Genomic DNA, 17,773 nt, shown 5'->3' with positions numbered 1-17,773 from the left:
GATGGCGGCACCGGGCCTTTTTCCTTTCAATTTTCTGCTGTCCGCGTATGTTTGCGGGCGGATGTGTCACACTAACCTGTAAGTGAAACCGTCCCGGCGAGTTCCCGGGATCCGGCTGCGGCCGGAAAAGGAGACTGCCTATGTCTAGCTATCGGTTGGATCGCACCAGTGAGGACATCATGCGAGAGCTGACCGCCATTCTCCGCCATGTCAAGGATCCCCGCGTCAGCGGCATGCTCAGCATCGTGCGGGTGGAGGTCACCAACGATATGTCCTATGCCAAGGTGTATATCAGCGCCATGGAGGGGCTGGAAGCCGCCAAATCGGCCGTCAAGGGCCTGACCTCCGCACAGGGCTTTATCCGCCACGAGCTGGGGACCGCCCTGCACCTGCGTCATACGCCCGAACTGCGCTTCGTGGCCGACGACTCCATCGCCTACAGCGCGGGCATCGCCAAGACCCTCCTCGATCTCCAAAAGGAGGCGTCGGCGGATGAGTGAACGCGTGACCGCCTCCCAGGCCGCCCGCCTGCTGGACGGCGCCGACCACATCCTGATTCTGACCCACCAGTTTCCCGATGGAGATACTCTGGGCTCCGGCTTCGCCCTCTGCCTCGCCCTGCGGAAGCTGGGCAAGACCGTGCGGGTGGCCTGCTCCGACCCCATCCCGGAGAAATACGAGTACATGACCGCCCATATCCCTATGCCGGATTTCGAGCCCGCCTATGTCTGCGCGGTAGACGTGGCGGATGTCAAGCTGCTGGGCGGGCTGAGCGTGTACGGCGACCGGGTGGACCTGTGTATCGACCACCATGGCTCCAACGTGGAATACGCGCAAAGCCTCCTGCTGGACGCAGGCTGCGCCGCCACCGCCATGCTGATCTTCCAGGTCATCCAGCAGCTGGGCGTGGCGCTGGATAAGGACATCGCCCAGTGCCTGTATACCGGTCTGGCCACCGATACCGGCTGCTTCAAGTACGCCAACACCACCGCCGAGGCCCACCGGATGGCCGCGGATTTCATGGAGTGCGGCATCCCCTGCGAGATGATTAACCGCACCATGTTCGATGTCAAGTCCCGCGCCCGGGTGGAGCTGGAACGGCTGGCTCTGGATTCCATGACCTTTTATTTTCAGGGCCGCTGCGCCATCATGATCATCACCAACGATATGGTGGAGCAGAGCGGCGCGTGCGAGAACGACATGGAGGGCTTGGCCCCCATCCCCCGGCAAATCGAAGGGGTGTGGGTGGGCGTCACCCTGCGCCAGAAGCCGGACGGCAACTTCAAGGTCAGCGTCCGCACCGGCAACCATGCCGACGCCGCGGATATCTGCGGCCGTCTGGGCGGCGGCGGCCATGTGCGTGCCGCGGGCTGCGCGATGAACCGTACGGCCGAGGAGGGCGTTGCCCGCCTGCTGGCCGCTATCGAAGCCTCCGTCCCCGCCATCACCCGTCCCTGAACGGGCGTCGTGTACGTATACATAGGGGAAACGGCGCTGTCTTTCCCTTATGCATTCCGGCTGCTCCGGACGGCACCAGCCGCCGGGGCAGCTTTTTTAAAAGTCGCGAAAGGAGAAACCTCCCTATGGACGGCATCTTCTGCCTCGATAAGCCAGCCGATATGACCTCCTTCCAATGCTGCGCGGCCCTGCGCCGCCTGCTGGGCGAGAAAAAAATCGGCCACGGCGGCACGCTGGATCCCATGGCCACCGGCGTGCTGCCCATCCTGGTCGGCCGGGCCACCCGTGCCCTCGACCTGCTCCCCGTCCACGATAAGCGGTACACCGCCACCCTGCGCTTTGGCTATACCAGCGACACCCTGGATGTATGGGGAACCGTCACCCCTACCGGCCGTCCGCTGCCCTCCCTGTCCGCCATTGAAGCCGCCCTGCCCGCTTTCCGGGGCGGCATCCGGCAAATCCCGCCCATGATGTCGGCCCTGAAAAAGGACGGCGTGCGGCTGTACGACCTGGCCCGTCAGGGGGTGGAAATCGAGCGGGAAGCCCGTCCCGTGACTATCTATTCCCTGGATATCCTCGGCTATGATCCCGCCGCCGGGGAACTGCGGCTGGACTGTCACTGCTCCCGCGGCACCTATATCCGCAGCCTGTGCGACGATCTGGGCCGCCGGCTGGACGGTGCAGGCGCTATCATGACCGCCTTGCGCCGCACCATGGCCGCCGGCTACACCCTGGAGGACTGCCTGCCCCTGGAGGAGGCCCGCCGCCTGGCGGAAACCGGGGAACTCGCCGTCCGGGTGCTCCCCACCGACTCCGCGTTCTCCTCGTTCCCCTCCCTGGCCGTCACCGCCGCCCAGGCTGTCCGCTTCGGCAACGGCGGCGCCCTGGATCTGGAACGTCTGAAGCAGCCGGTGACCAGCCCCGTCCGGGTGTACGGCCCAGACGGCGCGTTCCTGGGCCTGGGGAAGCCGGAAGACGGCGCGCTGAAAATCTTGAAGCTCTTTTGAACATACCGCCCCGTGCCCGTACTCTCTCTTGACCACGAAAGGCGTGACTACCCATGAAAACAATCGCATTCCCCGGCGTGGATATCCCCGATATTCCCCGGGCGGTGGCCCTGGGAATATTCGACGGGGTGCACATCGGCCACCGGGCCGTCATCACCCGGGCCGTGGGGGTGGAGGGCACCGTCTCGGCAGTCTTCACCTTCGAGCAGCCGCCCTGGGCCCTGCCAAAGGACGCCGCCTGGGAGCTGATTTCCCCCGACGCCAAAAACCGGGTGCTGGAATCTCTCGGCGTGGAAGAGCTGTTCCGCGCCGATTTCGCCGCCATCCGCCATCTGTCCCCCCGGGAATTCGTCCGCGACGTCTTGCGGGGTGCGCTCCATGCCCGTGTGGTCTCCTGCGGCTTCAATTATCACTTCGGCAAGGATGGCGCCGGCAACGCCGATATGCTGCGTACCCTGTGCGAGGAATACGACATCCAGCTGCGCTTGGTGGAGCCGGTGCAGGTGGACGGCCTGCCCGTCAGCGCCAGCCGCATCCGCCGCTTTATCGAGCAGGGCGAGGTGCAGCAGGCCGCCCGGATGCTGGGCCGCCCCTTTACCATCGATTTCCCCGTGGTGGGCGGGCAGAAGCTGGGCCGCCTGCTGGGTACCCCCACCATCAACCAGCCGCTGCCCCCCCACTTTATCCGGCCGAAATTCGGCGTCTACGCCGCCTCGGTGGAGGTGGACGGCCGGGTAACCCACGGGGTGACCAATGTCGGCATCCGCCCCACCGTGGGGGCCGACGCCCCCCTGGCCGAAACCTGGATCGCGGATTTCAGCGGCGATCTTTACGGCCGCCCGGTGCCGGTGTCTCTGGTCAAATTCCTCCGCCCCGAAACCAAATTTGATTCCATCGAAGCTCTTCAAAAGCAAATTCTCAAGGACGCCGCGGCCGCCCGCACGGCCGTGATGGGGGACGACGGCGGCGGCGTGCGCGCCATCCTCTTTGACTTCGACGATACCCTGCAGAACCGGCCCCAGGCCTTCCGGCGCTACTGCGCCTTTTTCCTGGATAAATACTTTCCCGCCCTCTCTCCCGGGCAGAAAGCGGCCCGCGCCGAGGAGATGCTCGCCCTCAACAACGGCGGCTACGTCAATTATATCGATTATTTTCTCTCCCTGTTCGAGCGGTGGAACTGGCATGACGCCCCCGAGGTCGGCGATATCTATCGGGAATTTCAGTTTCGTTTTCCCGAGTATTCCACCCTGTTTCCCGACGCGGTGGACACGCTGAAAGCCCTGCGGAATAAGGGCTATCTGCTGGGGATCATCACCAACGGCCCCTCCGTGCTGCAGAATCGAAAGCTGGATGTCTGCGCTCTGCGTCCGCTGGTGGATCTCTGCGTGGTCTCGGGCGATGAAAATCTGCACAAGCCGGATCCCGAAATCTTCCGCCGGGCCGCCTCCCGCATGGGCGTTGGCTGCCATAACTGCGTGTATGTGGGCGATCACCCGGTCAATGATATCGAGGGCGCCCGCCGGGCTGGCATGCGTCCGATTTATATCAACGCCTTCGACGGCCCCCTCCATCCCGAAAATGTCACCGAAATCCACACCCTATCCGAACTGACCGAAATTTTTTAGTTTGTCGGAGGCCCCCGTTTTTCGTCTCTATTTCTTTTACAAATAGTTAAACATCGCAATCGATATACGACAAGTATCGCCAAATCCCAACAAAATGTTCGAAATCTCACCTGTCTGTATACCATGTCCGGTATTATATTCTTGCTCATGAAGGATATGGCTTCCTCTCGGTATCGTTAAGTGTGGCAACTCAACTTTAACCGATTTCGCCTCATCCTTCTATCTTTTTATTTACCTGTCCAGCATGTATTGTAATCCTACACTTTTTCATACAATATTTCCTTCTTTTTCTTGACATTTTATAATTATTTGAAGTATAATGAACACGATAATTTATCGATCTGTTTAAGGAGTGGATGTTTTGGTCTTAAACAAAACATTTCTGCGGCAATTTGTTTTGTACGGTGTTATCGGTGCGTCATCTGCCTTGTTGGATACTCTCGTGTTTAACTTTCTTTTCCACATGGCCGGCCTGAACGAATATCTGGCAAATCCCATCAGCGTTCATTGTGGCATCTTTATGAGTTTTTTTCTGAATCGTAAATATAACTTCAAAAAAACCGATAAAGTTCTGAAACGTTTTCTCCTGTTCTATATAACCGGGCTGCTGGGGCTGTTGCTGTCTCAGGGAATACTTTGGCTGGGAACTTTTACGCCCTACTCCGTTACCTTCGTTAAAATTGTCTCTGTATTGATTGTGGCCGCCGTACAATTTTTGATTAACCGGGTTCTGGCGTTCTCAGAAAACGAATCCAAAGAGAAAACCGAAACGAAGTAGGGAGGAAACAATATGGACAAGCTGTATATTGTCATTCCCGCGTACAACGAAGAAGAGACTATCGAAGATGTTGCGCGTGAATGGCACCAAATCGTCGAAAAAATCGGGGAGGACAGCCGGTTGGTGATTATTAACGACGGTAGCAAGGACTCCACATATGAGAAGTTACTGGAACTGAAAAATGTCCTTCCTCAGCTGGAACCCGTTTCCAAAGAAAACAGCGGTCATGGGGGCACCGTACTTTGGGGGTATCAATATGCCATTTCTCAAGGTGCGGATTACATTTTCCAGACGGACTCAGATGGGCAGACCATTCCGGACGAATTCTGGCCCCTGTGGGAAAAGCGTTCTGACTATGATTTCCAAATCGGCTATCGGAAACACCGGCAGGACGGTTTCAGCCGGATACTCGTCACTAAGACCCTCAAGCTGGTTCTTTTTTTCTCCTTCGGTCTGTGGATTACCGATGCCAACACGCCGTTCCGCCTGATGAGCGCCGCCACTCTTCAGGAGCATATCGCTAAAATACCAGAGGGCTATAATTTGTCCAATGTGCTGGTCACCGTGCTGTATGAAAAAGCCAAGGCGCGTGGTCGCTATGTGGAAATTACATTTCGGCCTCGTCAAGGCGGCGTCAACAGCATCAATTTCAAAAAAATTATTGGTATTGGAAAAAAAGCCGTGAAGGATTTTTCCTCGCTCAAAAAGGCGATCGTCCCTTAAACCGTCTTGGGAAGAAGGTAACTTATGTGCATAGTCTGAACAAATGCCTGGATACACTGTATAACCGCCGGTATGAAATTCTGTTGTTGGCGTATACGATTCTTGCCCTGTTTTTTTGTTCGTCATCTTCGCCCTTATATGTGATAAACGACTGGACAGACGCTAATACGTATTTTACAATGGGAAAAGGCATCGTCCACGGCATGGTGCCGTATCGGGATTTATTCGATCATAAAGGTCCTCTTTTGTATTTTATCTACGCAGCGGGATACTTGATGAGTCCCACCAGCTTTATCGGTGTATTCGTTCTTCAGATTATTTCAATGTATATCGCCCTGCTATTTTTGTACAAAACAGCGCGTCTGCTCCTGGACAGTTCCCCTCGCGCCTTCTTTTCCTCCATCCTGGTCACTTTTTTTATTCTCGGGGCCGGAGTTTACTATCTCCCTGAACAACTAGACATGGGAGGGGGAAGCCCGGAGGAATTCTCACTTCCCTTTCTGACCGTCAGTTTGTATTTGATCACTCGGGATGCCAAACGAAAAACCGTTTCCCGCTTCGGCCTGTTTGTGATGGGGATTTTAATGGGAAGCGTCTGTCTAATCAAGTTCAATTTGGCCGTCTTTTGGGTGGGGCTTCTCGTCCCTGTATTTCTTTCTCTGCTGTTTCAAAAAAAAGTACGGCTATTTTTTCAAGCGGCTGCTTGCATGGTTCTGGGCATCTTAGTCGTCGCGCTTCCCTATCTCGCATATGCCTTAGCAACCGACAGTCTGTCTTCTTTTATTGAGGCTTATATCTCCTTTAACAAGCTTTACTCCTTCAACGAACACAGCCTATCCGTCCGGATTATGCAGTCTCTGGGTCGATCTCAGAACTTTTTGTTCTCCTCCTTTATAATCGGTTTTACATTTATCGGCGGATTCCTCTATGTTCTTTTTTTCTTGAAATCCTATAGTTTGGCGTACCGCGCCTCCATTTGTTTGAGCTTTCTAGCTTTAATTCTGATCGTCTTTTACGGCAAAGCCTATGCCTATTCCCACCTGCCGTTTCTGATCTTTGCCGTTTTTGGCTTCGTAGCCCTATTTCGACTTTTTCCGGAATCCACCCTGCCTAAAGCTATGAATCGGCTGAAGCCCTGCCTTCCCGCTTTGTTGGCCGCCTGTATCCTTCTGGTTGTAGTAAATAACAGCCGAATGTTTATTACCAAGGACAAGAACAAACCGGGCCGTACCATTACCACTTGTCAGTCAGAAGTTGCGGCGCTTGTCCGCAGCGGTCCGGAAGAAAAGCCGACACTGTTGGAGTTGGATATGCTCAGCCGCGGCTTTTACACGGTGTTGGATATCGTTCCGCCCCGCAAATATTTTTATAAGCCCAATATCCCCTATGAGGACTATCCTGATGTTCTTGATTCCCAGCTGGCTTATGTTCAGGAGAAGGCCGCCGACTACGTCGTCTTTTTCGCGGGTAAGGAACCGGTGAACGCTACGACACTCCGGCCCGATACGCCCCGCGATCGTATTCTTTCCGCTGTATTGGATGGCTATTCCCTTGTGGGCATCGTGGAAGGAACCGGAGCCGTTGATGGCGGCTACTTCCATGTTTATCACAAGCAATAACACTGTGGAATTTTTTCTTTACAAACCCTGCCCCCTGTGTTATACTGTTTGAGCATGTTTTGCACATGCCATCCTTTACCCGGTCAGCGGAGTATGCCCGCCGTCTGCGGGAGTCACCGTTTCCCTGCACTGGGTTTATGGAAATATTTGAAGAGGTGAAGAAATCATGATGCTTCCCGAGGAAAAAACAGCCATAATGAAGGAGTACGCCACCCACGAAGGGGATACCGGCTCTCCCGAAGTGCAGATTGCCGTTCTGACCAAGCGCATCGGCGACCTGACCGAGCACCTGAAGACCCATAAGAAGGATCATCACTCCCGCCGCGGCCTGCTGAAAATGGTCGGCCATCGGCGCAACCTGCTCAACTATCTGATGAAAAAGGACATCAACCGCTACCGCGCCATCATTGAGAAGCTGGGCATTCGTAAATAAGTCCAACCTGAGGCAGGCGGGCGTAATGCCCTCCTGCCTCTCGCTGCGCTTGCGGCCCCGCGTTTCCCTGTCCGTATTCCGGCATGGGCGGATGGCTTTAGCAGTGAAACGAAGGCTTTTTCTAGAAAAAGCCCTGGTTTTATTGCTAATGGTCACCTCGCATATGCAGGATGGAAATATATGCAATCGGAGGTACCCTATGTTCGAAAATTATCGTGTGTTTGAAACCACCCTGGCCGGCCGGCCCCTCGTGGTGGAAACCGGCAAGCTGGCCCAGCTGGCCAGCGGCGCCTGCCTCGTCCGCTATGGCGAAACCGTCCTGCTGTGCACCGTCACCGCGTCGGACAAGCCGCGGGAAGGCGTGGACTTCTTCCCCCTGTCGGTGGACTATGAGGAAAAAATGTATTCCGTGGGCAAAATCCCCGGCTCCTTCCAGCGTCGCGAGAGCCGCCCGAGCGAGAAGGCCATCCTGACCTCCCGCGTCATCGACCGGCCCATCCGTCCCCTCTTCCCCAAGGATATGCGCAACGACGTGTCCGTGGTCTGCACCGTCATGTCGGTGGATCCCGACTGCGCGCCGGAAATCACCGCCATGATCGGCACCTCTATCGCCATCTCCATTTCCGACATCCCGTGGGACGGCCCGATTTCCGGCGTCGTCGTCGGCCTGGTGGACGGCGAATATGTTATCAACCCCACCCATGAGCAGGCGAAGCGCTCCGAGATGCATGTGACCGTCGCCTCCACCGCCGACCTGGTCGCCATGATCGAGGCGGGCGCCAACGAAGTGGACGACGACACCATGTTCAACGGCATCATGGCGGGCCACGCCGCCAACCAGGAGATCGTCGCCTTTATCCGGAACATACAGCAGGAGATCGGCAAGGAGAAGTTCCCCTTCACCTCCAACGATCCCGATCCTGCCATGTATGAAGCCATCAAGGACTTCGCCATCGAGAAGGTACGCGCCGCCCTGGATACCGACGACAAGCGCGTGCGGGACGAGCGTCTGCGCCCGGTGTACGCCGAGGTGCATGAGAAGTTCGACGATGTGTATCCCGAGGCCGTCGACAAAATCGAGGAATGCCTCTATAAGCTGCAGAAATACGTGGTGCGCCGCTGGCTGCTGGATGACGGCAAGCGGGTGGACGGCCGCGGCATCGACGAGATCCGGCCCCTGGCCGCCGAGGTCGGCATCCTGCCCCGCACCCATGGCTCCGGCCTCTTTACCCGCGGCCAGACCCAGGTGCTGACCACCGTCACCCTGGGCTCCTCCGGCGACGCGCAGCAGCTGGACGGCCTGGACGATCAGACCGAAAAGCGCTATATGCATCATTACAACTTCCCCTCCTACTCCGTGGGCGAGACCAAGCCCTCCCGCGGCCCCGGCCGTCGGGAAATCGGCCACGGCGCTCTGGCGGAGCGGGCCCTGGTGCCGGTGCTCCCCTCGGTGGAGGAATTCCCCTACACCATGCGCCTGGTCAGCGAGGTTGTGTCCTCCAACGGCTCCACCTCCCAGGCCTCCATCTGCGGCTCCACCCTGGCCCTCATGGACGCGGGCGTGCCGATTAAGGCCCCCGTGGCCGGCATCTCCTGCGGCCTGGTGACCGAGGGCGACCGCTTCATGACTATGGTCGACATTCAGGGCCTGGAAGACTTCTTCGGCGATATGGACTTCAAGGTGGGCGGCACCCATAAGGGCATCACCGCCATCCAGATGGATCTGAAGGTGCACGGCCTGACCCCCGCTATTATCAAGGAGGCCCTGGCGAAAACCCATAAGGCTCGTCTCTATATCCTGGACGAAATCATGCTCAAGGCCATCCCCGCCGTGCGGGAAGAGCTGTCCCCCTACGCGCCCAAGATGCTGACCACCAAGATCGACGTGGATAAAATCCGCGAGGTCATCGGCAAGGGCGGCTCGGTCATTCAGAAGATCCAGGCAGAATGCAACTGTAAGATTGACATTGAAGAGGACGGCAGCATCTTCATTTCCGCCCTCAACTCCGAGGACGCCAAGCGGGCCCTCAGCGTGGTGGAAACCATCGCCAAGGACCCGGAAGTGGGCGCCATCTATAAGGGCAAGGTCACCCGCCTGATGACCTTCGGCGCGTTTGTGGAAATCGCCCCCGGCAAGGAAGGGCTTGTCCACATCAGCCGCCTGGACGTCAAACGGGTGGAAAAGGTGGAGGACGTGGTCGCCGTGGGCGATCAGGTGCTGGTCAAGGTCACCGAGATCGACGAGCAGGGGCGTCTGAACCTGTCCCGCCGTGACGCCCTCATTGAGGTGGAAGGCCTCAAGCCGGAAAACACCGTTTCCGATTCTCCCCGGCCTCCCCGCCGCGAAGGCGGCTTTCACCGGGACGGCGGCAGCCGTCCCCCCCGCCGGAGCTGAGCAATAACCAAAACAACAAGCGGCAAACTCCTTCGCGGAGCTTGCCGCTTGTTTTATTAGCGCGGCCAACTTAGCCGCGCCGTCCGAGCTGCGTGTTTTCCTAGCAGCGGGGTTCCCGCATCCTCTTGGAATAAGGAATGAGAAACACCGGAATCCCGCTGGAATAGGGCGCGATGGCGTACTGCTGGTAGTACACCATCACCCCCTCTGGCGTCAGATAGAACTGCCCGGGATCGAACTCCTCCACCGCGTTTTTCTCGTAATCCTCGAAATAGTCGCCTTCTCCGTTGTGCATCTGGGTGCGAATCTGCCGGATAACCTCCCCGGTGATGTACGCCTTACCATCCATGAATCCCGGCACCAGCCGCCCCAGTGGAGTGGGCGTCCCCGTCTTCAGATCCCAGGTGTTGGCGTACCGCGTAGTACTGCCGTGGGCCCCGCCGGTGAATATGTACTGGTCGGTGTACAGGCTCAGCGCGCAGTTTTGGTTGTAGGTGACCGTGAACTCCGCGATGACCTCGTACACCATCACCGGATACCCGTTTTCCACCGCCTGCAGATAGGTCCGCACCGCGTCGTGATACAGATTCATGCGGGCGTAAAGCTGCAGCCGCATCGCCTCCAGCCGGTGATAGGCGTTGATCCTCTCCAGTCCCTGCCGGAACCCCTCCGCCCGGAACTGGGGATACGCGATGGAATAGCGCAGCACCGGCGTCCCCCGGTAGGACATTTCCTCTTCCAAGGTGACGGTCTCCGTCTCGACTATCATCAGAACCCCATCCTTTCAATGACACAGGGCTGTCGTGGAACGGCAGGCCGCGCGCCCTTCTGCACGGCAAGCCGCTGTTTGGCCGGCCGAACCCCGGCCAGCACCCTCCCGGCCTAGTATATGCGGCTCCGGCCCGTCCTGACTTTCCGGCAAATATTGTTATTTTCCCGTTTTCGTGCTATACTAACACTCGTCTAAACTTTGCCAGGAAAGGCTGATTGAATGAAACTCGGATTGGTGCTGGAGGGCGGCGGCATGCGGGGCCTGTACACGGTCGGCGTGCTTGACGCCCTGATGGAACGGCGGCTGTCGCCGGATTATGTCATCGGTGTCTCCGCCGGCGCGGGCAACGGGATTTCCTTCGTGTCCGGCCAGAAGGGCCGGGCCTACCGGGTGGATATGGACTACCTGCGCGACCGGCGGTATATCAGCCTGCGCAACTTTGTCAAAACCCGCTCGGTGTTCGGCATGGATTTCGTCTTCGACGACATTCCAGGCAAATACGACCCCTTCAACTACCCCGCTTTTCTCGCCTCCCCAACGGAGTTCGTCACCGGCGTCACCGACGTGGTCACCGGCCGCCCCGCCTACTTCGGCAAGCAGCCGCTCATGGCTGACCAGTGCCGCCTGCTGCGCGCCTCGGCCGCCATCCCCCTGTTTTCCCCCATGGTGGAATTCCGGGGCCGCCTCTACCTGGACGGCGGCACCGCCGATCCCATCCCGGTGAAACGGGCCCTGGCCGACGGCTGCGACAAGGTGCTGGTGGTGCTGACCCAGCACCGGGAATATGTCAAATCCCCCACCGGCCAGCCCTCCTTCTACCGCCGCGCCTTCCGGGACTATCCCCAGATGATCCGCGTCCTGGACGAGCGCCACACCCTGTACAACGATACCCGCGCCTGGCTGTGGGAGCTGGAGAAGACCGGCAAAGCCGTCGTCGTCGCCCCCAGCGCCCCCCTCACCGTCAGCCGCTTCGAAAAGCGGAGAAGCCGCCTGGACGAGGCCTATTTCCTCGGCAAGCGGGATGTTCTCCTCTCCTGGGACGCCCTGCGCCCCTTCCTGTCCTCCCACCTTCCTGCTGAATAATCGATAAGGAGGCCCGCCATGCGCTGGGATCTGTTCGCTATTTTAATGCTGCTCCCCTGGGCCGCCACCTTCGGCGGATCCGTCCTGGCCGCCCGTATGCAGAGCGGCGGCCCCAAGCGGCAGGGCGCCATGCTGGGCTTCGCGGCGGGCATCATGATCGCCGCGTCCATCTGGTCGCTGATTCTCCCCGCCTTTGATAACGCGGGCAAAACCCCCGCCGGCGCCGCCGTGGTCAGCCTGGGCTTTCTGTTAGGCTGCCTCGGCATGCTGCTGCTGGATAAGCTCGTCCCCCATCAGCATATGGACGAAGCCTCCCCCGAGGGTCGGCCCAGCCATATGTCCCGGCCCAAGCTGCTGGTGCTGGCCGTGGCGCTGCATAATATCCCCGAGGGGATGGCCCTGGGCGTGGTCATCGCCGCCGCCATGGGAGATGCGGGCATGTCCTGGACGGCCGCCCTGGTCTTCGGCGCTGGCCTCGCCCTGCAGAACTTCCCCGAGGGGATGGCCGTCGTCCTCCCCTTGCGGCAGAGTGGTGCCACCCAGAGGCACTGCCTGCGGTGGGGCTTCTGGGCCAGTCTGGCCGAACCCGCCGCCGCCATCATCGGCATTCTGATGACCACCTTCCTGGCCACCTTGGGCGGCGTGGTCATGCCCGTCCTGCTCAGCGTGGCCGCCGGCGCCATGATCTTCATCGTCGTGGAGGAGCTCATTCCCGAATCCCAGAGCGGCGATCACGGCCACGCGGCCACCTACGGCTTTCTGCTGGGCTTCTGGCTGATGGCCCTGCTGGGCGTTTTAGGTGGCTAGTCATCCAATTCAAACGAGAGGAACACATCACACATATGGAAAAAATCACCTGGAGCAACGGCCTGCGCCTCTTGCTTCTCCCCGTGGAAGGGGCGCTGTCCGCCTCCGTCGGGGTGTGGATCGAGGCCGGATCCCGCTACGAGCCGGCGGCCGCCCAAGGCATATCTCACTTTGTCGAGCATATGCTGTTTAAAGGGACAGCCGCCCGATCCGCCCGGGATATTTCGGAAGAGATGGACATGCTCGGCGGCAGCCTCAACGCCTATACCACCCAGGAATGCACCCGCTACTATGCCCAGACCTTGGCCCAGAACGCCCCCGGTGCGCTGGAGCTCCTCAGCGACATGCTGCTGCACTCCCGCATGGCTCCCGCCGACGTGGAGCTGGAACGCAAGGTCATCCTGGACGAAATCGCCATGTACGAGGACGTGGGGGAGGATCTCGCCCACGAGGCCCTGTGCGCCGCCGCCTGGCCGGGCTCTCCCCTGGGCCGCCCCATCTGCGGCACCCGGTCAAGCGTCGCCGCCCTGACCTCCGCCGACCTTCTGCGCTATGTGCGGGAGCAATACACCCCCGAACGAATGGTGGTGGTCGCCGCCGGCGCCTTCGACAAGGTCGCCTTGATGGACATCCTGGAGCGCGGCCTGGCCGCTCTGCCCCGCGGGGCCGGCCGTCCCGCCGCCGACGCGCCCGCCTTCTCTCCCGCCCTCACCCTGCGTCCCAAGGATTTCGAGCAGGTCTGCCTTGAGCTTGGCTGGCAGGGCATCCCCGCCGGGGACGAGCGGCGGTATGCCATGATGCTGGCCAATTTCATCATCGGCGGCGGCGCCTCTTCCCGCCTGTTCCTCCGCCTGCGGGAGGAACTGGGCCTCGCCTATTCCATCTACAGCGGCAGCTACGCCGATACCGGCGCCGGCCTGTTCACCGTGTCCGCCTCCGTCGCGCCGGAGGAGCAGGAGCTGGTTCTCACCGAAATCCGCGGCGTGCTCGACGGCCTGCTCGACGGGGTGACCGAGCCCGAATTTCAGAGGGCCAAGGCCCAGGTCAAGGCCTCCTACATACTCGGCATGGAATCGGTGGCCGCCAAAGCCGCCAATCTCGGCCGCTGCGAGCTGACCTTCGGCCGGTCGCTGCCCGACGAGGAGGTTCTGGCCGCCCTGGACGGCGTGACCCGGGACGAGGTGGACGCCCTCATCCGCACGCTTTTCGCCGGCAAACCCGCCGCCCTGGCCGCCGCGGGCCCCGTCGGCCCCGACAGCCTCTATGCCGCCGCCCTCGCGCCCCTGCGCTAAATTCCCGTTGGCAGACCGGGAAATCTGTGTTATACTGAAACGTATTCATCCCGCAATCAAACCCGCCAAAGAAGGAAGGAATCATTCTTATGTCCGCTGTGGCAGACGCCAAACGCCTGGTGGTCAAGGTGGGCACCTCCACCCTGACCTATGAAAACGGCCGGCTGAACCTCCGGCGCATCGAATCGCTGGTTAAGGTGCTCTCCGATCTAAAAAACGCCGGCCGGGAAATCGTGCTGGTCACCTCCGGCGCCATCGGCGTGGGGGCCGGCCACCTGGGGCTAAAGGAACGCCCCCGGGACATCGGCGGCAAGCAGGCCGCCGCCGCCGTCGGCCAGTGCGAGCTGATGTATACATACGACAAGCAGTTTTCCGAGTATGGCCACGTCACCGCCCAGGTGCTGCTCACCCGGGACGTGGTGGAGGACGACCGCCGCAAATCCAACGTGGTCAATACCCTCTGCCGCCTGCTGGAATACGGCGCCGTGCCCATCATCAATGAAAACGACACCGTCGCCACCGAGGAAATCGAGTTCGGCGACAACGATACCCTCTCCGCCCTGGTGGCCGAGCTGGTGGGGGCCGATGCCCTGGTGCTGCTGACGGATATCGACGGCCTCTATGACGCCGATCCCCATCAAAACCCCGACGCCCACCCCATTCCCGAGGTGCGCATCATCGATCAGAACCTGCTGAAGCTGGCCGGCGGCGCGGGTTCCAACCGGGGCACCGGCGGCATGGTCACCAAGCTGCACGCCGCCGAAATCGCCATGGCCGCCGGCATCCCCGCCGTCATCATGAACGGCGCGCGCCCCTCCCGCCTGTACGACCTGATGGAGGGACAGGCCCTGGGCACGCTGTTCGTGCCGCATTCTAATAGTCAACCAAGTTGAAAGAAGGCAAAAAGGAGACGAGGGAAAATGAGCCGCAGTAAGGCGGAGGATGCAGGCGGGCTGACGCCCGCCAAAGACGACAACGCAGCTGCGGCTCATTTTCTCCGTCGAACTTTGCACTTTGTCAACTTGGTTGACTATACAACGGAAAGGAAGGGTAACCGTATGGACACGCTGGAAAACATCGGCGCCCGCGCCAAAATCGCCTCCCGCCTGCTGGCCGTGGCCGGCACCGCCCGTAAGAACGAGGCCCTGACCGCCATGGCCAGAGCCTTGGCCGCCCATTCCGACGATATCCTGGCGGCCAACCGGCAGGACGTGGCCGCCGCCAAGGCCGCCGGGATGCATCCCACCCTGCTGGATCGCCTCACCCTGACCCCTGACCGCATCCGCGGCATGTGCCAGGGCATTCTCGATATCGCCGCCTTGAATGACCCGGTGGGCGAGGTGACGGAGGGCTACCGCCGTCCCAACGGCCTGAAAATTCAGAAAACCCGCGTCCCCCTGGGCGTGGTGGGCATCATTTATGAGGCCCGCCCCAACGTCACCTCCGACGCCGCCGCCCTGTGCGTCAAGGCGGGCAACGCCGTGATCCTCCGGGGCGGCAAGGAAGCCATCCGCGCCAATATGGCCATCGTCGCCGCTCTGCGGCAGGGCCTGAGCGCCGGCGGCCTGCCCTCCGATACCGTCCAGCTCATCGAGGACACCGCCCGGGAAACCGCCCTGGCCCTGATGAAGCTCAACCAGTACGTGGATGTCCTCATCCCCCGCGGCGGGGCCAGCCTCATCCGCACGGTGGTGACCAACGCCACCGTCCCGGTGATTGAGACCGGCACCGGCAACTGCCACATCTATGTGGACGCCGCCGCCGACGTGGAGATGGCCGCCGCTATCACCGTCAACGCCAAGGCCTCCCGCCCCTCGGTCTGCAACGCGGCCGAAACCCTGCTGGTGCACGCCGACATCGCCCCCCGGGCCCTGCCGGTCATCGCCCGGGGCCTGCTGGACGCCGGAGTGAAGCTGCGGGTATGCCCCCGCTCCCTGGTCATCCTGGCCGGCCTGCCGGTGGAACCCGCTGTCGAAGAGGACTGGGGCACCGAATATCTCGACTACGTCATGGCCGTCAAGGTGGTGGATTCCCTCAACGAGGCCATCGCCCACATCGCCACCTACAGCACCGGCCACAGCGAATGCATCGTCACCGACAGCCAGTCCGCCGCCGAGCGGTTCACCGCCTCGGTGGACGCGGCCGCCGTGTATGTCAACGCCTCCACCCGGTTCACCGACGGCGGGGAATTCGGCATGGGCGCGGAAATCGGCATTTCCACCCAGAAGCTGCATGCCCGCGGCCCCATGGGCCTGAAGGAGCTGACCTCCTTCAAATACGTGGTGATCGGCAGCGGCCAGATCCGCTGACCTCCCCGCCAGGAAAGGACAGGAAAACGCGATGAGCGAGTGGAAAAAGGTAGAAGATCCCGTGAGCGGCGCTTCGGAGCCGGCCCCCCAAAAAGCGCAGGAGCCGGCCCCGGAAGAAACGACAGAACCAGCCCCCGCGCCGAAGAAGGAAGCCCCGTCCCCGGCCGAGCCGCCCTCCAGCACCCTGGGGCTGGAGCCGGAGGATATCCCCACCGGGGATGATGCGGATAAGACCCCCGCTCCCCGGGTCAGCGAGCCCAAGCCCCCCGCCTCCAAGCGGTACACCGCCGCCGGCCGGCGGAAGGGCCATTTCCGGTACGCCGCCCCCCTGGGCCTTTTGGTGATCCTCCTGGCCCTCACCGGCGTGGTGTCCCTGATCGTTTTAGGTGTCAACGGCATCCGAAAGGCCGTCGATGACACCGAAGTCAAGGCGGAAATTTTCGAGTTTCTCGAGCCGGTGACCGCCAATCAGCCGGTCACCGCCTTCACCGACATCAACGCCACCGAGCAGGATGCCCTCATTATGGCCGCCGTCTGGAAAATCACCAACCAGGAGAATATCCGCATGCTCCGGGAAAAGGACGATGTCTGCTCCTACGCCCAGACCGACGACGGATCCGGCCGGATCATCGTCCCCCTGTCGGAAATCAACGAGGCTTACGCCTCCCTGTTCGGCCCCGACGCCAAGCCCTATCACCACAACATCGGCGACGAGGGGCTCAGCTTCTCCTTCGAGTACAAGGCGGAGGAGAACTGCTATTACGTCCCCCTCATGCCCAATACCCCTGGTTCCGAGCCGGTGGCCGGCGAGCTGAAAAAGAAGGGGAAAACCTATACCCTGCAGGTTGGCTATGTGCCGGTGACCAAGATCGGCGTGGACGAAAAGGGCAAAACGATCACGCCCACCATCGACATGGCGGAATCGTCTCAGTATTACACTGTACAGAAGACCGACGACGGCTGGATGCTGACCGCCGTCTCCGACACCAAGCCTTGAACAAAAAGATCCGCGCCGTCCGATCGGACGGCGCGGATCTTTTTGTTCAAGAGGCCGTTCGCATCCCCAGCACACCCAGCAGGTGGAGCGCCTGGACGCAGTCCCGGAAGCCCTGGCGGTATAGAGCCCCTTGCAGCAGTCCCGCCGCCCTGCCCTCCGCCTCCAGATAGTCGCGGAGATTGAGGCAGTCTCCGCCGCTGATGGACAAGTCCTCCTCGTGGCTCACAATCGGGTCGATGCGGCTGTACAATTCCCGGCTTTGTTCCCAGGCCATGGCGTACTCGCCCTTCTGCCGCAGAAGATCGTCCATCACCTCGCCCAGCCGGTTTTCCAGCAATTCCTCGATATCCGCCGTAAAGCTATGCATGGTTTTTTTCTTCCCTTCTGTTTTCATGTCCAGCCATGCTTGAAAGTACCGACGGCATATGGTATAGTATTTATGCCTCCTGTTCTTTTGAGCATGGCTGGTGTGGGG

Annotated in this window: 17 protein-coding genes; 15 read left to right on the top strand and 2 right to left on the bottom strand. The window is 60.4% G+C overall.

What is annotated here, in order from left to right:
- The first annotated feature begins 140 nt into the window (after positions 1-140).
- The 9 genes from rbfA (at position 141) to ACSAMM_RS01275 (ending at position 10,038) form a co-directional block, all read left to right on the top strand.
- Positions 141-500, top strand: a complete 360-nt coding sequence (rbfA, locus tag ACSAMM_RS01315; protein WP_457789227.1) for a 30S ribosome-binding factor RbfA — start codon at positions 141-143, stop codon at positions 498-500.
- On the top strand, positions 493-1,458 hold the full coding sequence (locus ACSAMM_RS01310) for a DHH family phosphoesterase (RefSeq protein ID WP_457789226.1): 966 nt from the start codon (positions 493-495) through the stop codon (positions 1,456-1,458). Before rbfA ends, ACSAMM_RS01310 begins: the two co-directional genes overlap by 8 nt.
- Before the next feature lie 125 nt (positions 1,459-1,583).
- Positions 1,584-2,465, top strand: coding sequence for a tRNA pseudouridine(55) synthase TruB (gene truB / locus ACSAMM_RS01305; RefSeq protein WP_178724001.1), 882 nt, complete (start codon positions 1,584-1,586; stop codon positions 2,463-2,465).
- Between the two features lie 53 nt (positions 2,466-2,518).
- Positions 2,519-4,090 carry a riboflavin biosynthesis protein RibF gene (gene ribF, locus ACSAMM_RS01300; protein WP_457789224.1) on the top strand — a complete coding sequence of 524 codons (1,572 nt, stop codon included), beginning with the start codon at positions 2,519-2,521 and terminating at the stop codon, positions 4,088-4,090.
- A gap of 361 nt (positions 4,091-4,451) precedes the next feature.
- Positions 4,452-4,868 carry a GtrA family protein gene (locus tag ACSAMM_RS01295; RefSeq protein ID WP_457789222.1) on the top strand — a complete coding sequence of 139 codons (417 nt, stop codon included), beginning with the start codon at positions 4,452-4,454 and terminating at the stop codon, positions 4,866-4,868.
- A gap of 12 nt (positions 4,869-4,880) precedes the next feature.
- Complete coding sequence (locus ACSAMM_RS01290; protein ID WP_457789220.1) at positions 4,881-5,591, top strand: glycosyltransferase family 2 protein; 711 nt, start codon at positions 4,881-4,883, stop codon at positions 5,589-5,591.
- 26 nt (positions 5,592-5,617) lie between these two features.
- Positions 5,618-7,210: an ArnT family glycosyltransferase gene (locus ACSAMM_RS01285; protein WP_457789219.1), complete on the top strand. Its 1,593-nt coding sequence runs from the start codon at positions 5,618-5,620 to the stop codon at positions 7,208-7,210.
- A gap of 166 nt (positions 7,211-7,376) precedes the next feature.
- Positions 7,377-7,643 carry a 30S ribosomal protein S15 gene (gene rpsO / locus ACSAMM_RS01280; RefSeq protein ID WP_457789218.1) on the top strand — a complete coding sequence of 89 codons (267 nt, stop codon included), beginning with the start codon at positions 7,377-7,379 and terminating at the stop codon, positions 7,641-7,643.
- A gap of 199 nt (positions 7,644-7,842) precedes the next feature.
- Positions 7,843-10,038: a polyribonucleotide nucleotidyltransferase gene (locus ACSAMM_RS01275; protein WP_178723997.1), complete on the top strand. Its 2,196-nt coding sequence runs from the start codon at positions 7,843-7,845 to the stop codon at positions 10,036-10,038.
- A 100-nt stretch (positions 10,039-10,138) separates the two neighbouring features.
- Here ACSAMM_RS01275 and ACSAMM_RS01270 read toward each other — a convergent pair whose 3' ends face one another.
- Positions 10,139-10,807 (bottom strand): DUF3298 and DUF4163 domain-containing protein, encoded by a 669-nt coding sequence (locus ACSAMM_RS01270; protein WP_457789216.1) that lies wholly within the window; start codon positions 10,805-10,807, stop codon positions 10,139-10,141.
- 222 nt (positions 10,808-11,029) lie between these two features.
- On the opposite strand from ACSAMM_RS01270, the gene ACSAMM_RS01265 reads away from it, so the two are divergent.
- The 6 genes from ACSAMM_RS01265 to ACSAMM_RS01240 all read left to right on the top strand — a co-directional run bounded on the left by ACSAMM_RS01265 (position 11,030) and on the right by ACSAMM_RS01240 (position 17,298).
- Positions 11,030-11,893 (top strand): patatin-like phospholipase family protein, encoded by an 864-nt coding sequence (locus ACSAMM_RS01265; RefSeq protein WP_457789214.1) that lies wholly within the window; start codon positions 11,030-11,032, stop codon positions 11,891-11,893.
- Positions 11,894-11,911: 18 nt separating this feature from the next.
- Positions 11,912-12,700 carry a ZIP family metal transporter gene (locus ACSAMM_RS01260; RefSeq protein ID WP_457789212.1) on the top strand — a complete coding sequence of 263 codons (789 nt, stop codon included), beginning with the start codon at positions 11,912-11,914 and terminating at the stop codon, positions 12,698-12,700.
- A 35-nt stretch (positions 12,701-12,735) separates the two neighbouring features.
- Positions 12,736-13,992 (top strand): M16 family metallopeptidase, encoded by a 1,257-nt coding sequence (locus tag ACSAMM_RS01255; protein WP_457789210.1) that lies wholly within the window; start codon positions 12,736-12,738, stop codon positions 13,990-13,992.
- Positions 13,993-14,081: 89 nt separating this feature from the next.
- The gene (gene proB, locus ACSAMM_RS01250) at positions 14,082-14,885 is read left to right on the top strand and encodes a glutamate 5-kinase (protein ID WP_457789209.1); all 804 of its coding nucleotides are present in this window, start codon (positions 14,082-14,084) and stop codon (positions 14,883-14,885) included.
- Positions 14,886-15,050: 165 nt separating this feature from the next.
- A complete protein-coding gene (locus ACSAMM_RS01245) occupies positions 15,051-16,301 on the top strand; it encodes a glutamate-5-semialdehyde dehydrogenase (protein ID WP_178723986.1) in 1,251 nt (416 codons plus the stop codon).
- A gap of 31 nt (positions 16,302-16,332) precedes the next feature.
- The gene (locus ACSAMM_RS01240; protein ID WP_457789207.1) at positions 16,333-17,298 is read left to right on the top strand and encodes a hypothetical protein; all 966 of its coding nucleotides are present in this window, start codon (positions 16,333-16,335) and stop codon (positions 17,296-17,298) included.
- Between the two features lie 46 nt (positions 17,299-17,344).
- Here ACSAMM_RS01240 and ACSAMM_RS01235 read toward each other — a convergent pair whose 3' ends face one another.
- On the bottom strand, positions 17,345-17,665 hold the full coding sequence (locus ACSAMM_RS01235) for a hypothetical protein (RefSeq protein ID WP_457789205.1): 321 nt from the start codon (positions 17,663-17,665) through the stop codon (positions 17,345-17,347).
- Positions 17,666-17,773: the final 108 nt, after the last annotated feature.

The organism is Anaeromassilibacillus sp. SJQ-5 (genome assembly GCF_054108045.1).
The sequence above is the reverse complement of the archived record's forward strand: the minus strand, read 5'-3'. Positions and strand labels throughout refer to the sequence as shown.

Excerpts from the sequence above, each read along its gene's own strand:
- ACSAMM_RS01240 (WP_457789207.1), top strand. The coding sequence starts at position 16,333 with ATGAGCGAGTGGAAAAAGGTAGAAGATCCCGTGAGCGGCGCTTCGGAG.
- ACSAMM_RS01275 (WP_178723997.1), top strand. The coding sequence starts at position 7,843 with ATGTTCGAAAATTATCGTGTGTTTGAAACCACCCTGGCCGGCCGGCCC.
- ACSAMM_RS01310 (WP_457789226.1), top strand. The coding sequence starts at position 493 with ATGAGTGAACGCGTGACCGCCTCCCAGGCCGCCCGCCTGCTGGACGGC.
- ACSAMM_RS01235 (WP_457789205.1), bottom strand. The coding sequence starts at position 17,665 with ATGCATAGCTTTACGGCGGATATCGAGGAATTGCTGGAAAACCGGCTG.
- ACSAMM_RS01260 (WP_457789212.1), top strand. The coding sequence starts at position 11,912 with ATGCGCTGGGATCTGTTCGCTATTTTAATGCTGCTCCCCTGGGCCGCC.
- rpsO (WP_457789218.1), top strand. The coding sequence starts at position 7,377 with ATGATGCTTCCCGAGGAAAAAACAGCCATAATGAAGGAGTACGCCACC.
- ACSAMM_RS01245 (WP_178723986.1), top strand. The coding sequence starts at position 15,051 with ATGGACACGCTGGAAAACATCGGCGCCCGCGCCAAAATCGCCTCCCGC.
- truB (WP_178724001.1), top strand. The coding sequence starts at position 1,584 with ATGGACGGCATCTTCTGCCTCGATAAGCCAGCCGATATGACCTCCTTC.
- rbfA (WP_457789227.1), top strand. The coding sequence starts at position 141 with ATGTCTAGCTATCGGTTGGATCGCACCAGTGAGGACATCATGCGAGAG.
- ACSAMM_RS01290 (WP_457789220.1), top strand. The coding sequence starts at position 4,881 with ATGGACAAGCTGTATATTGTCATTCCCGCGTACAACGAAGAAGAGACT.
- ACSAMM_RS01270 (WP_457789216.1), bottom strand. The coding sequence starts at position 10,807 with ATGATAGTCGAGACGGAGACCGTCACCTTGGAAGAGGAAATGTCCTAC.
- ACSAMM_RS01255 (WP_457789210.1), top strand. The coding sequence starts at position 12,736 with ATGGAAAAAATCACCTGGAGCAACGGCCTGCGCCTCTTGCTTCTCCCC.
- proB (WP_457789209.1), top strand. The coding sequence starts at position 14,082 with ATGTCCGCTGTGGCAGACGCCAAACGCCTGGTGGTCAAGGTGGGCACC.
- ribF (WP_457789224.1), top strand. The coding sequence starts at position 2,519 with ATGAAAACAATCGCATTCCCCGGCGTGGATATCCCCGATATTCCCCGG.
- ACSAMM_RS01265 (WP_457789214.1), top strand. The coding sequence starts at position 11,030 with ATGAAACTCGGATTGGTGCTGGAGGGCGGCGGCATGCGGGGCCTGTAC.